We start from the raw sequence: 14,745 nt of genomic DNA, 5'->3' as shown, positions 1-14,745 counted from the left end.
GGGCGGCCTCTTCATACTAAAGTCATAGTTAGTTTAACCCCCTCGCGGCATGAAAAAAAGCGCCCGGGCGGGCGCTTTTGCATATTTCCTGCGCGACGGGGGTTAGACGCGGAAGCCGGCGATGGCCGTACTCAAACCGCCGGCGGCGGAACGCAGTTGCACGGCGGACTGGCTCATCTGCCCGGCCACTTCGCTGGCCTCTTCCGCCGAGGAGGAAATGCGCTCCATGTTCTGGGCGATTTCCGTGCTGGCCACCTGCTGCTCCCGCACCGAGAGGACAATTTCATCGACCCCGCGGCTGGCCTGCTCCACCTTGCCCCGGGCCTGCTCCAGGGTGCCCTCGACGCCGCCGGCCAGGCCGGCGCTGGCTTCGATGGATTGCAGCCCGGCCCCCACCGCCGCCCGCACCTGGTCGGTCTGACTGACGATGGCGCTGGCCAGGCGGGCGATCTCGGAGGCGGAGCCGCCGGATTTTTCCGCCAGCTTGCGCACCTCGTCGGCCACCACGGCGAAGCCCCGGCCCGCCTCGCCGGCCCGGGCCGCCTCGATGGCGGCATTCAGGGCCAGCAGGTTGGTCTGATCGGCGATCTCCCGCACTTCCTGGGTCATGTGGGTGATGGCGCTGGTGCTGTGCACGAAGTCCTCCACCACCCGGGCCACGTCATCCACCGTGTCGCGGATGCGGTGAATCTCGGCCACCAGCTCGCTCACCTGCTGGCTGCCGGCGTTGGTGGAGCTGACGCTTTCCTGGGACTGGCCATGGACGTCGCCGGCCACTTCGGCCACGGTGGCGATGGCCACCGTCAGCTCCTCGATGGCGGCGGCGTTGCTGGCCACGGACTCGGACTGGGCATGGGAGGCGTCGTTGAGCAGCCCGGAAGTGTGGGCCAGTTCGCCGGCGGTGTGGTCCACGGTCTGGACCGAGGCCGCCACCTGCCCCACCAGGGAGTGCATCTTGCCCATCATGTCGTTGAAGGCCGCCGCCATGCGGCCGATTTCGTCGCGCTGGTCGATGCCCACCCGCTGGGTCAGGTCGCCGGTGGCGGCAATGCGGGTGATGGTGCCTTCCAGCAGCTGCACCGGCCCGGTGATGGCCCGGATCAGATAGAAGGAAAGAGCGGCCAGCAGCGTCAGCGCCAGGGCCAGGAAGGCCCCCAGCCAGAGCAGCATGGTGCGGTAGGTGGCAGCGGCGGCGGCCTGCTCGGCGGCGCCGTTCTCGGCGGCCGCCGACTGGATCTGGGCCACCAGCCCGTCGATCATCTGGGTCGGCTCCCGGTCGATGCCCCGCACCAGCTTGTCCACCGTCGCCGCCGGATCGCCAGCGGTGCGTTCGTAGGATTTCAGCGCCGCCCGGTAGGCCGGCCCCAGCTTGGCGAAGGTGCTGCCCGCCTCGGCCACCTTGAGCCGGTCGGCGATGCCCAGGCGACGGGCCAAGCCGTCCAGCTTCTCCAGGCCGGCGATGACCTGGGCCTCCTCCTTGTCGAAGCCGGCCAGATGCTTGTCGAAGGCCTGGGCGTCCTTGCCCCGCAGCAGGATGTTCTTCCATTCCTGCACCTGGATCTTGAAAGCGACCTGGACGCCCCGGGCGGTATTGACCGCCTCCAGGTAGGTCTGCTGGCGGTCGAGGGCTCCGACCATCTGGCGGTTGAGGTGGCTGCTCTGCAGGGCGGAAAATCCGCCCATGACCACCAGGGTGAGTACGGCAACGGCGGCCAGAAGCAGAAGCTTCCAGCGGATGCTGGCATTTTTCATGGAATCCCCCCGAATCGTTGTCAGGACCGAATGATCCGGCCTGAGCGAAGGACCATCATACGGCCGGGAGGTTCCGGAAAATAACGAAAAAGCGGATATTAATCAGCAACCTGGGAGTTACCCTAGGTCAGCAGCCACGCTTCACACCGGCCTTCAGCAGCATCATTTCCAGGGGGCAGAAACGGGTGAAACCGCTCTGCAGCAGGTTGGCGCCGACGAAGGCGGTGAACCAGAGGAAATTGGCATTGACGAACAGGGGGCTGGCTTCCACCCCCAGGGCCAGGGACAGCAGCACGAAGCTGCCGGCGAAGATGCGGATGAGACGTTCCGAGGTCATGGTTGTTGCTCCTTGAAAGTGGCGTAGTAGAGCACCGGGATCACCACCAGGGTCAGCAGGGTGGAAACCAGGATGCCGAAGATGAGGCTGATGGCCAGTCCGTTGAAAATGGGGTCGTCGAGGATGAACAGGGCGCCCAGCATGGCCGCCAGGGCGGTCAGGGCGATCGGCTTGGCGCGCACGGCGGCGGCCGTGACGATGGCCTCCTTGAAGGGCATGCCCTTGGCCGTTTCTTCCTTGATGAAATCCACCAGCAGGATGGAGTTGCGCACGATGATGCCGGCCAGGGCGATCATGCCGATCATGGAGGTGGCGGTGAACTGGGAGCGCAGCAGGGCGTGGCCGGGCATGACGCCGATGATGGTGAGGGGAATCGGCGCCATGATGATCAGCGGCGTCACATAGCTCTTGAAGTGGGCCACCACCAGCAGGTAGATGAGGATCAGGCCGACGCCATAGGCGGCGCCCATGTCGCGGAAGGTCTCGTAGGTGATCTGCCATTCCCCGTCCCACTTGAGGGAGAAGCCGGCATAGGGGTCCGCCGGCTGGCGGATGAAGGTGTCGGCCAGGGTGCCGCCGGCGCCCTTGAGGCCGTCCAGGTTCATGCCGACGATGTCGCCCCGGGCGGCGAACATGCCGTAGAGGGGCGAGTCCAGGTCGCCGCCCATGTCGCCATAGACGTACACCACGGGCAGCAGGTCCTTGTGGTAGATGGCTTTTTCCCGGGCCAGGCGGCGCACTTCCACCACCTCGGAGACCGGCACCAGGGCGCCGGAACGGGCCCGCACCTTGAGCCGCAGCAGGGCGTCCAGACTGCTCTGCACCTCGGCCGGGAGGGTGATGCGCACCGGAATCTCGTACTTGGAATCCTGGTTGTGGGCCGGAGTCACGTCCTCGCCGGCCAGGCCCATGCGCACCACCTCGACGATGTCCTTCTGGGCCACGCCGAGCTGGGCCGCCTTGGTCTGGTTCACCCGCAGCACGGTTTTTTCCGCATCGGCCTGGACCGAGTCGTCCACGCTGGTGAAATCCGGAGCTTTCTCGAACACGCCGCGCACCTGCTTGGCCACGGCGATGCGCCCGGCCTCTTCCGGCCCGTAGATCTCGGCCACGATGGGGCTCATCACCGGCGGCCCCGGCGGCACTTCCACCACCTTGGCGTTGCCGCCGGCGCGGCGGGCCACCGCCTCGATCTCGGCCCGCACCGCCACGGCGATCTCGTGGGACTGGCGGGAGCGGTGGTGCTTGTCCACCAGATTGACCTGGATGTCGCCCATCTCCGGCTCGCTGCGCAGGTAGTACTGGCGCACCAGGCCGTTGAAGTTGATGGGGCTGGCAGTGCCGGCGTAGGCCTGGTAGTCGGTCACCTCCGGCACCTGCTGCAGCACGGCGCCGATGTCCTTCAGCACCCGGGCGGTCTCTTCCAGGGGCGTGCCCACGGGCATGTCCAGCACCACCTGGAATTCGCTCTTGTTATCGAAGGGCAGCATCTTCAGCACCACCAGCTTCACCACCGCCAGGGAGACGGAGAGAAAGATGGCCGCCAGCACCCCGAGAAAGAGCTTCTTGCGGGCGGCGGCGCCGCTACGCTCGTCAAGGAAGGGCGGCAGCACCTTGTGGAAGAGCCGGTCCAGCTTGCCCGCCACCTTGCCGTCGTCGGCCCCGTGGCCGCCGCCGTGGGCCAGCAGCTTGGCCGCCAGCCAGGGGGTGACGATGAAGGCCACGGCCAGGGAGATGGCCATGCCGAGGGAGGAGTTGATGGGGATGGGGCTCATGTAGGGCCCCATCAGGCCGGTGACGAAGGCCATGGGCAGGAGGGCCGCGATCACCGTCAGGGTGGCCAGGATGGTGGGTCCGCCGACCTCGTCCACCGCCCCGGGGATCAGCTCCAGCAGGGTCTTCTCGGGATGCAGCAGCTTCCAGCGGTGGATGTTCTCCACCACCACGATAGCGTCGTCCACCAGGATGCCAATGGAGAAGATAAGGGCGAACAGGCTGACCCGGTTCAGGGTGAAGCCCCAGGCCCAGGAGGCGAACAGGGTGGCGGCCAGGGTCAGGGAGACGGCGATGCCGACGATGAGGGCCTCCCGCCGCCCCAGGGCGAAGAACACCAGCAGCACGACAAAGGCGGTGGCGAAGAGCAGCTTGCCGATCAGCTTCTGGGCCTTCTCCGTGGCGGTGGCGCCGTAGTTGCGGGTGACGGTGACTTCCACGCCCTCGGGGATGAGGCTGCCCTTGAGGCTCTCGGCCCGGGCGATGACGGCGTCGGCCACGTCCGCAGCATTGACCCCGGGCTTCTTGGAAATGGCCAGGGTGACGGCCGGATAGGTGCCGTCCGGGGAAGCATCCTCGCCCCCCGTGGCGATGCCCCGCTGGGCCGCCGCCGGGCCGGCGCCGAACCAGACGTAGCGCTTGGGCTGGTCCGGGCCGTCCTCCACCGTGGCCACGTCGGCCAGGAACACCGGCTTGCGGATGCTGCCTTCGCTGCGCACGGCCACCACCAGGTTCTTCACGTCCTGGGCCGATTCGATCAGGGTGCCGGTGTGCACCAGCATTTCCCGCCCGCCCTCCACCAGGCGGCCGGAAGGCTGCTCGTTGTTGGCGATCTGCAGGGCATCGCGCAGGTCCTGGGCGGTGACGCCGTAGGCATTCATGCGCTCGGCGTCCATGGCGACCCGGATGACGTGGTCCGGCCCGCCCAGGGTGGTGACGTCCCGGGTGCCGGCCAGGTGCTTGAATTCCACCTCGGCGGAGCGGGCGATCTGCTGCAGTTCAAAGGCGGAGCGGCGGCTGTCCCGAGTCCAGAAGGTGAGGGAGACGATTGGCACATCGTCGATGCCCTTAGGCTTGACGATGGGTTCGCCGACGCCCAGGTTGGCCGGCAGCCAGTCCCGGTTGGAATGGACGGTGTCGTAGAGGCGCACCAGGGCATCCTGGTTCTTCACCCCCACCTCGAACTGCACCGTGATCACCGCCATGCCCGGGCGGGAGACGGAAAAGACATGGTCCACCCCGGTCATGCGCGAGAGCACCTGCTCCCCCGGGGTGGCCACCAGGTTTTCCACATCCTTGCTCGAGGCCCCGGGGAAGGGCACCACCACGTTGGCCATGGTGACGTCGATCTGGGGCTCCTCCTCCCGGGGAGTCACCATGACGGCGAACAACCCGAGGAGCAGCAGCACCAGGGCCAGCAGGGGCGTCATGGGGGACGCCTGGAAGGTGTGGGCGATACGGCCGGAAATTCCCATGTCTGTGTCGGCCCGGATGAACCAGGCTATTTGCCTTTCAGTTTCATGATGCCCAGGGCCTCCATGACGATCTTTTCATAGACCGGCTCGGTGGCCCCCGTTTTCATCTTGCGCAGGAAATACTTCTCGAAGGCCACCTTGGCCAGATGCACCCACTTGCCCTCGGAGAACCAGCTGACGTTGCGCGGCGGAATCTGGGGCAGGGCCACGAAGGCGGCGCCGGAGTCGCCGAAATCGGCCAGACAGACCGCATTCCAGGTGGCCTTCTCGGTGGGCTCACGCCCGTCCAGCACGGCGCGGATGTTCTTGGCCGTGGCGGTGACCATGGATTCGATCATGTAGCCGGTCTTGGGCGTGCCCGTGGGCACCGGCGTCGCCTCCACCGGGGGGATGGCGACGCAGACGCCGACGGAGAAGATGTTGGGATAGCGCGGGTTGCGCTGGTGCTCGTCGATGAGGACGAAGCCCCGGGGATTGGTCAGCCCCTCGATGCCGAACACCGCCTCCACGCCCTTGAAGGCCGGCAGCATCATGGAGTAGCTGAAGGGCAGCTCGTGCTCCTTCTTCGGCTTGCCCTCCTCGTCGTGCTCGGTGACGAACATCCTGCCGGCTTCCACCCTGCTCACCTTGGCGTTGCAGATCCACTTGATGTGGCGCTGGCGGAACATGGACTCGATCATGCCCTTGGAGTCGCCGACGCCGCCCAGGCCCAGGTGGCCGATGTAGGGCTCGGAGGTGACGAAGGTCATGGGCACCCGGTCCCGGATCTTGCGCTTGCGCAGGTCCGTTTCCATGATGAAGGCGTATTCGTAGGCCGGGCCGAAGCAGGAGGCGCCCTGCACCGCCCCCACCACCACCGGGCCGGGCGCGGCGACGAAGCTCTTCCAGCTCTCGGCCGCCTGCTGGGCGTGATCCACGTGGCAGATGGACTGGGTATGGCCCTGGGGCCCCAGGCCCTCGATCTCGTCAAAGGCCAAACAGGGGCCGGTGGCGATGATGAGGAAGTCGTAGTCCAGGCTGCTGCCGTCCTCCAGCTCCACCTGGTTACGCTCCGGATGCACCCGGCGGGCACCGCACTGGACCAGGGCGATGCCCTTGCGGCTCAGCAGGGGCGCCAGTTCCAGCTCGATGTCCTGGCGCTGACGCCAGTCCACCGCCACCCAGGGGTTGGACGGCACGAAATGGAAGCGGGACTGGTTGGAGACGACGGTGAGCCTGTCGCCGTTGCGCAGCAGTTCGCGCATTTCGTAGGCCATGGGCATGCCGCCCAGGCCCGCGCCGATGATGATGATGTGCGCCATGGTGTCTCCTCCGTTGGCGTGGTGCGTGGATGAGCGGTCTTCTGCCGCTTCTGGGGAAACTGGAGTCGCGTGCTGCCGGGGTCTAGCGGGCTGCGCCCTGCTTCAGGGCGATGCCGCCCCGGACCGGATCGAGGACGATGGTCTCGCCGGCGGAGAGTCCCGCCAGCACTTCCACCTCGCCGTCGCCGACGGCCTGGCCCAGGCGCAGCTGGCGCAGGGACAGACGGCCCTGGCCGTCGCGCACATAAAGACCGGCCACCTCGCCGCGACGCACCACGGCGCTGGCCGGCACCGTCAGCTTGACCGCCCGGCCGAGGACGAAATGGACCCGGGCCGCCATGCCCGGCAGCACATCCTGCAGGGAAGCGGCATCGCTGGGCAGGTTGAGGCGCACCTGGACCGTATGGGTGGCGGCATCCGCCGCCGGCAGCACGGTCACCTTGGCCGCCGCCACCTGGCGCTGCAGTTCCGGGAATTCGATGCGGCCCTGCAGATCCTTGCCGCCCTTCAGTTCCTTCAGCCGGTACTGGGGAATTTCCACCGTCACGCGCAAGCCCGCCGGGTCGTAGAGGGTCACCAGGGACCGGCCCTGGGCCGCCATTTCCCCCAGTTCGATATGGCGCCGCGCCACCAGGCCGCTGATGGGCGCCGTGATGGTGCCGTGGCTCTGGCTGGCGCCGGAGGCTCCGGCATTGGCCATGGCCAGGTCCAGGTCGGCCTTGGCCTTATCCAGGGCCGACTGGCTGATGAAATTCTGCTGTCGCAGGCTGCGGCTGCGCTCGTACTGGGCCCGGGCATTGACCAGGGCCGCCTGGGCCCCGGCGGCAGTCTCGGCCGCCTCGCGCACGTCCAGGCGCAGCATGACTTCGCCCTTCTTCACCGCCTGCCCGGCATCGACCCGCATCTCGGTCACCCGGCCGGCCACCTGGGCCGCCACCACGGCCTGGGAGAGGGCTTCCACCACCCCTTCCGCCGGCAGCGTCAGGGCCACTTCCCGGGGCTGCACCACCCGGGTCGGCAACTCGCTCGGGGACGTTTCGGCAGCCACGACGGACCCAACCGCCAGCGACAGGGCCAGGCTCAGGCAGCGACGGAGGAAGAGGGATGAGGTATTCATGTATATAAGAATATACTAATGAATAAGGCCGAGCAAGCGCCAAACCACAGGAAAGCTCTAAGGCAAGCGACGCTCCGTTTCCTTCAGCATCTCAAACAGCGACGCCACCTCAACTTCGATGCGCACCCGGGTTTTGACCGGCACGCCATCGATTTCCGCCGGCTGGAAACGAGCCCGCAGGAAGGGTTTAAGCACGAACGCGGCCAGGCTGCCGGGAACACCGGAAACGTCAATCTCCCCCCGATCCACTTCGCCCCGTTCATTGACGTAAAGGCTGAACGCAACCTTGCCACCGGCCTCGATGCCGGGCATGGCCACGGATCCCAGTTCAATATCCCCCTGCAGGCGCGCCGCTTGCGTCACCTCGTTCCGCTCGAAATAGCGCGGCAAGGGCACGCCGAGAGGTAAAGGTACGGGGTCACCGGTCGACTGGTTATCTTTACCCCCCCCATCCGGAACAGGCTCAGTTTCCAGAGCCGGCATAGCGGGCATGACGTGATCGCGTAAATGGGGCTTTAGCACGGGTAGCGCCACAGCCGCTACTGGAGACGCGTCCTGGACAGGAGCAGAACGTAGTTGCACGGACAAAAGCTGGGAAGTCGCAACCGTTGCCCCGGACTGCCCGGCGGGCAACAGCATAAGCACACCATGAAAGAGGGTGGAACACGTTAGGGCCCACACCAACGGGGGGCAACGGCAAATGTAATTACCCCACCCATCGGATGGTGCGGCAATTTCGGGAGTAGTTAACATGAGTGAATCTTACTCGGCACTACAACATGAAACAGCCCCGCCGGCTGGTGACGGCGGGGCTGTCCGGGACGAAAGGAGAAGACCCTATTCCTTCACGACCTCCCGCCAGTTCACCCGGTGTGCCCGCAGGGAATAATCGCCGATCGGGATGTTGCCAACCGGTGCCGGCGGAGAATAGTTGCCAGTCCGCAGGGGAACTGGCTTGCCATTGATCCAGACCACGTTGATACCGGTCGTCATATCGTTGCCCAGCCGGGTACCTGCGGCCGTTGCCCCGGGAACATAGCTGCCGTTTTTGTAATTGAAGTAGTTGAGCCAGCTGTAGCCCCCAGCTTCACACACACCGTTGGTCGGCACATTGGTGGCAACCAGCAGGGTTCCCAGCACCAGGGACGGATCGACGTTGGTACGCTCCCCGGTGTCAGGAAAGTCCACATACCAGCCTGAACCAGTTGCAAAATCCACCGCATTGCTGGTCAAGGTACGGGACGAGCCGTCATTGGCCAAGGTCTGCTTAACCAAAGCATCTCGAGGAGCATCTAGAGCCGTCACTGCGTCTACGTCTTTGATCGCATAGAGAGTCTGCACCTGGGAATTGGTCAGGTCAGCCCCTTCCAGATATTTTCCCGTGGCTACATAGACGACCCGGTGGGTGTCCACCTCTGCCAATTCGGGGCGGGTAGTTATGGGCTGAACATTGTTACTGGCATCGGTAAAGGTTGCCAACCGCACAGCAGTCTCCGCATTGATGTCGAAGCGCCACAGGTTACCCAGCAAATCGCCACCGTACACATACTTGATGGTGGCATCACTGGCTGGATTATCCGCCCAGGCCGAAATTCGCCCCAGGCCACTGGGCGTACTGGTACTGCCCGTTCCCGTGGAAATCTTGCTGATGACCGCTCCAGTCAGGGGATTAAGTACGTAGAGATAGCCCAAGCCGGTCCCCGCCGCATCGTAAGGATCACCGTTGCTCTGGCTCACGTTGTTGTAGCCGGAGGTCACCAGAATCACCCAGGTACCATCAGACTTCTTCACAGCAAGCGGATTGCCGAAGCTGTAGCCCAAATCGGCATCATCAAGGGATGTGAACTCCCACAACGTTCTCGGAGCCGTTGGATCGGTCACATCAAGAGCGTAGTAACCTCGACCGCCACCATTTAGACCGCCAACGAGAATCCGACGCCACTCGGCCGTGCTCAGTTTGGTAGTCGGATCCACATCGGAACAATGGGCCACACATACCGTCATCACGGAGACCTTGCCGTTTACCATGAAGCGGTGATTGGTTGTGTAGTTGTAGTCGGCCAACCAGAACATTTTCGGCATCACCGGCGTCGGCACGTAGGCCCAACGCTCATCGCCGGTTTCGGCATTGAATGAGTGCAACATGCCGTCGTTGCTACCAATGTAAACGCTGGGAGCTGTCGTGGATTGGGAGGTAACAAAAGCGCTATGACCCGGATCGCTGTAGGAGGTATTCACTCCCTTTACGTACACCGGCTGGGAATCGACAATGTCACCCAAGGTTGCAGAACGGTCACGGTACAGCTTGACGCTATTGCTAGCCTGGTTTTCGTACTGGGTCCGGCCTCGCAGAAAATTGACTAAGGTGGCACCTGTCGCTGCAGCTTTGTCTGCTGCAGTGAATGAAGTGCTCCACTGGTTCAATTTGTCCGGATTAAACCAAGCTTGTTTGGTGGAATCCAGATTATCGTAGGTGAAACTGGTGAGAGACGTACCATTCTTGAAATAGATGTTACGACTATCACTGGTAGAACCAACCTGGGCAGCCAAGCGACCGGTACAAGCAGCAACACCCAAAGTGGTATTGGCTTCGACCGACTCAACGCACCAACTGGCCGACTGATTGACAGCACCGGTGGTGGGATTGACGGACATAGCCTGGACGTTGCCGGTCCACAAGGCGGTAGTGTAGCTCGCTACAAATAGGGTGTTATCCCCCAGGATTGGCTCCAGGTTGGAGGTAGCCGCTGCCGTACCGTACCCCAGGCGGGCCGACATGCCGGCCAGAGCACTGGTCAGGCTATTCACCAGGGAATCAGGATTCTTGGCACTGAAATAGACCCCCCGACCATTTACCGCAGCATGCCACATGTCATCAACCCGAGTACCGTCCTTACTAACGGTGGGGTCTGGCCAGTCCTTGCCGCCGGTCTTAATCTGATAGAAGTCACCGGAGGTATCTGTCTGGTAGGTGGGAGAATAGGCAAGAGTGCCATCGACTCCCAGGCCCAGGGTGAAGGTGGTCATGTGCTGCTTCGGATTGTTGTCTGAACTGGTACCCGGCACATTGTTCTCACAGACATCCGCGTTAGTGCCGGAGCCGGAGGTGCAGTTGTTCAGGGACGAATCCCGCAAGTCGGTTTCGTAATAGTAATAAGCCGTATCGGCTAGCGTGTTGGAATGACCGCCAGTGGAATAGGTAGTAACGACCGGAGTACCGACAGTCGGACCAGTAGTGGAGGTGCTAAGCACAGTCGGAGTGCCGCTTGCCGTGCTGGAAGATACCTGACTCGAGACACTGGGATTGGGATTGGGCAGGGAGGTGCTGCCGGTACAACTGCCCTTGGAGACGCTGCCGTAATTACTCCAGGCGGAGTCGGAAGACGATTGGTTGCTCGACGTAGAATTTGTTACGGTCGAAGTTGTCGCCGTACTGGAGGTATCGGAAGTGACCACCCCATTGGAGGTCACCACCGTTCTGGTAACAGTTGTGGTTTCCTCCACAGTTTCAAGGTATCGGTCCACACTGGTACGGCTCATCCGCTGTTCCTGGGTATACAACCTGTGCTTGGAGCCACTACAACTATCCTTCCCGTAGGAGCCGTAGTAATAGGAATAACGCCGAAATTCGGTGGTAGTGGTCTTGTCTGTCTGGGTATCCTTGGTCACCACGGTCACAGTTGGCGTCTTGGTCACCGTACCAGCGATAGCTCCATCGGACATGGGACGGGGCGCAGAACCATCCTGCTGGCCAACTTCAGTACTGCCATTGATCCTCACCGGATTGGGGCCGGTACTAGGGGTATCCCAGTAACCATCGGTGGAAAGCAGGGCAAAGTTCTGCTGACAAGAGTACTGGACTGGATCCGTTCCCAACTGGCCCGCGTAGATGCGACCAACCTTGGCTAGGGCACTACGCAGGGGAGTTCCCCCACTGGGGTCGATCGCATATAGCTTGCTGTAGAAGGAAGACTTCTGGGTACTGTCAAAATCCGAGATGGTCAGAAATTTCGTCCCATCGGTGGCCCCTGTGTCGCTAATGGTGGTGAAACCGATGCGAAAATTGCTATTCATGCGCTTGAAAGCCAACCCCACCCCACTCTTCATCGTCATCATGCGAGTGCGGTAATAGGTATACCAGTTCGAGTAATTCTGCTTCTGCTCATCCGACAATGACGACACCAGAACTTTGGTAAACACTTCCTTGCCAGGAGAATAGCCCACCGAGCTATTGCACTCCTTGTAGAAGGCACTGCCGGTACCAGCGGTGTATGACAGGGCCGCCTGGCTGCCGGAATAGGTGTAGTAATAGTTGTTGCTCAAATCGGTCCCAGAGCAAGTACTCGCGATAAACCCGTCGCTGCAGGTGTTTTTGTAACTATTAGCCGGGTAGGCATCCCCATTAAATTTGACCGGTAAGGCGTAGGTAATGGCGGGGTTAAAGGCCATACCATTGCATTGGGAAGCATAGATGGCATAACGGGAGGTGGAGGTAGGCACATCGTCCGGCGCATATGCCCAGTCCATACTGCCCGAGTCGTCCAGAATGAACATCAGGTTCGGTTTCACCGATGCGGCAGTAGTCGTGTACAGAGGAGCCTGGGCCAAGTCGACCTGGGCCGCAAAAGCACCGGCAGCAGCCAGAGAAAGCAAGAAAATCAGATAACGACGGGGCGTGGAAGAGGTGTTCATACTGGCCTCCGATCAATAAACCAGGGCTTGGGTATAGGTCACGGTATTACGCGGCCCCAATACCCGGACGGTGATACGGTAATAGGGAGTGCTACTCGGCGGTGGCATGGGATTACAACCGTCACTGCTCTTTGAAGTGCACTTGGAGGCGATGCTCTTTGTGATGCACTGCATGGTAATCCCCCCAGGAAATCCAGGTTCGGCGCAGAGCCGGTGAATAACGTAGGATGAGGTATTTCCCGCCGCATCCGTGGGCATGGCGGTCTGCTTGCTCCAATCAAAGGTGAGTGGGTCGAAATTTCCTTCCTTCACCCCTCCATTCCAGCTGGAGTAATAGTTCGGCGTCACGTCGCTACTGAGGTTGGCCGTATCAACCAACCATTTGGCAGCCACCTCCATCCCCAGATCAGCCGCCTGGGCACCAGACTGGCGAAAAGCCAGATTGCCGGCGATGCGCGTGGCGATATCGGCTGAACGCATCAGAGCAATGGCAGCAATGCTCATGGCCACCAGCACCACCAGGGATATGATGAGCACCACCCCCTGTTGCCGGCCAGCACCAGCCGGATTCATCCGCAAGGCTCTCATTTGTGCTGCCCCCAGATCATGTTGCGCAGGGATACATTGGCCTGCACCAGCTTGTAGCGATAGTGAGCCCAAATCTTGTCTGCCTGCCAATCGGTGCGATAGGCACTTACATCAACCGAGACATTTTTCTGCTCCGTACCGTCTTCCGAAGTCGTGCGCCACACTGGCAGCTTCTGGTCTGCCGCCGCGTCATCGGCGGCACTGGTGACCTCTTCCTTTTCGTACTGGGGACTGCGGGCGACCAGAGCCATACGCACAGCCAGCAGTTGCATGGCATACGGAAATTTCTCCTTGCTTCGCTCGGTGGCATCAGCATTCCAGGTAATGGTCTTCTGCCAAGCATCAATGGTGCCGTCTCGATTTGCATCCTTGCCGTACTCGGCCATCAAACCGACAATGTTGTAAGCGATGGGAGTCCAGATCGAAGCATTGCTCGCATTGGCGGCCAAGGAACAATCGGCGGTAGTGTAGTTGCACACGGTCAGATTGCCGCTGCGAATGGCGTAGATACGGCTGACCCAGCCGGCACGAGGGCCTAGGTTGTAAACTTTGCTGCCTGCCGCATAGGTCCCTGCAGGCTTATCCACGCAAGCATTGCCGTCGATGCAGCCGACGTAACCGAGCCGGTCGAGGGAGGAGGCATCGGTAGGGACGGAGGTGATGCGCACCACTTCACACGTTTGCCCCAACCCCGAAGGCACCAGCAGGGCCATATCGTCCACATTAAAACCTACCCGCTGATCCTGCCGCTTGATCTTCATATAGGGGGACCCGCCGCCGGCACCAACCAGTGGAGAATCGGCCAGGTCTTTGCCCTCCATGGCGTTGGAGGCGGTAAAGGTCACCATGAGGACGTCGCTGCCGGTATCGCCGGCCGGGATGCCGGCTGGATTGATTTCTACCGGTGCAAAGACCGGCATGGTCGGTGGCGACGCTTCTACTGCATAAGTGATGGTGCGAACATCGCCACTCGCCGCATCCTCATAGTAGGCCTTGAGCGTGGTGCATTGACCCAGCATTCCCAGGCCGGCGGCGTACTCGGTCTGATTGGGCGTCATACCGTAACCGGCCTGACGCAAATCCCGTTCCATCAGGTAGAGGGCAACGGCACCGTTGGTCAGGACATCGGCCCCACCGGTAGTGGCACGCTTGCGCCCTTCAAAGAACTGGAAAGTCTGGGTAATCACCAGGGTGGCCACCAGGCCGATGAGGACGGCCACCAGCAGCTCGACCAGGCTGAAGCCTCGATGGCCCCGGGAAGAAGAAGAAGGGAAGGACATGGTGTTCATTCCGCGCACAATGCCGTCTGGCAGGTGGTACCCAGATAGGCCACCGAGGTGAAGGTGTGTTTGTCATTTCCCGGCAACTGCCAGGTCACCGTGACGGTGACCCGGGGGCGGGTAGTATTCGTATCGGTATCCACCACCACCGTCCCCTTGCCATCGGGCAGGGATTTGGCTACCCGGTCCGTCCATGGCGCCGGCGGTGTCTCGTAGGAATCGAGATTGGTCCGGTCACCCCACATCTGGCTGATGATCTCGTTGGCAAGAAAGCTGGCCTGGGTGCGGTAGCGGGCTTCCGAGGTATTTTTCACAGAGGCGCTCTGCAGGCCGATGATGCCCAGTATTCCGAAGGAGAAAATCAGGATGGCAATCAGGGACTCCAGCAATACAGAGCCTTTTTGCAGATTCAGCGGAGCGCTCATGGCAG

10 protein-coding genes are annotated in these 14,745 nt (G+C 62.3%); all 10 read right to left on the bottom strand.

The features are described from left to right. Positions 1-102: 102 nt before the first annotated feature. Positions 103-1,752 carry a methyl-accepting chemotaxis protein gene (locus tag AC1RTA_RS08005; RefSeq protein ID WP_492784440.1) on the bottom strand — a complete coding sequence of 550 codons (1,650 nt, stop codon included), beginning with the start codon at positions 1,750-1,752 and terminating at the stop codon, positions 103-105. 127 nt (positions 1,753-1,879) lie between these two features. Beyond that, complete coding sequence (locus AC1RTA_RS08000) at positions 1,880-2,089, bottom strand: YgaP family membrane protein (RefSeq protein WP_492784439.1); 210 nt, start codon at positions 2,087-2,089, stop codon at positions 1,880-1,882. Further along, a complete protein-coding gene (locus AC1RTA_RS07995) occupies positions 2,086-5,337 on the bottom strand; it encodes an efflux RND transporter permease subunit (protein WP_492784438.1) in 3,252 nt (1,083 codons plus the stop codon). The genes AC1RTA_RS08000 and AC1RTA_RS07995 overlap by 4 nt, the downstream gene beginning before the upstream one ends. Positions 5,338-5,363: 26 nt before the next feature. After that, entirely contained in the window at positions 5,364-6,638 is a 1,275-nt protein-coding gene (locus AC1RTA_RS07990) for an NAD(P)/FAD-dependent oxidoreductase (protein ID WP_492784437.1), read from the bottom strand. Between the two features lie 82 nt (positions 6,639-6,720). Then, positions 6,721-7,755, bottom strand: a complete 1,035-nt coding sequence (locus AC1RTA_RS07985; protein ID WP_492783513.1) for an efflux RND transporter periplasmic adaptor subunit — start codon at positions 7,753-7,755, stop codon at positions 6,721-6,723. Positions 7,756-7,812: 57 nt separating this feature from the next. Next, positions 7,813-8,145 carry an energy transducer TonB gene (locus AC1RTA_RS07980; protein ID WP_492784436.1) on the bottom strand — a complete coding sequence of 111 codons (333 nt, stop codon included), beginning with the start codon at positions 8,143-8,145 and terminating at the stop codon, positions 7,813-7,815. A gap of 447 nt (positions 8,146-8,592) precedes the next feature. Then, positions 8,593-12,447: a pilus assembly protein gene (locus tag AC1RTA_RS07975; RefSeq protein ID WP_492784435.1), complete on the bottom strand. Its 3,855-nt coding sequence runs from the start codon at positions 12,445-12,447 to the stop codon at positions 8,593-8,595. Positions 12,448-12,459: 12 nt separating this feature from the next. After that, a complete protein-coding gene (locus tag AC1RTA_RS07970; protein WP_492784434.1) occupies positions 12,460-13,020 on the bottom strand; it encodes a pilus assembly PilX family protein in 561 nt (186 codons plus the stop codon). A gap of 11 nt (positions 13,021-13,031) precedes the next feature. Continuing rightward, a complete protein-coding gene (locus tag AC1RTA_RS07965) occupies positions 13,032-14,315 on the bottom strand; it encodes a PilW family protein (protein ID WP_492784433.1) in 1,284 nt (427 codons plus the stop codon). 5 nt (positions 14,316-14,320) lie between these two features. Then, entirely contained in the window at positions 14,321-14,740 is a 420-nt protein-coding gene (locus tag AC1RTA_RS07960) for a type IV pilus modification PilV family protein (RefSeq protein ID WP_492784432.1), read from the bottom strand. Positions 14,741-14,745: the final 5 nt, after the last annotated feature.

Source organism: Azospira sp. MPR-E4 (assembly GCF_058809645.1).
Note: the sequence above shows the minus strand (reverse complement) of the source record. Positions and strands in the feature narration are given on the sequence as shown.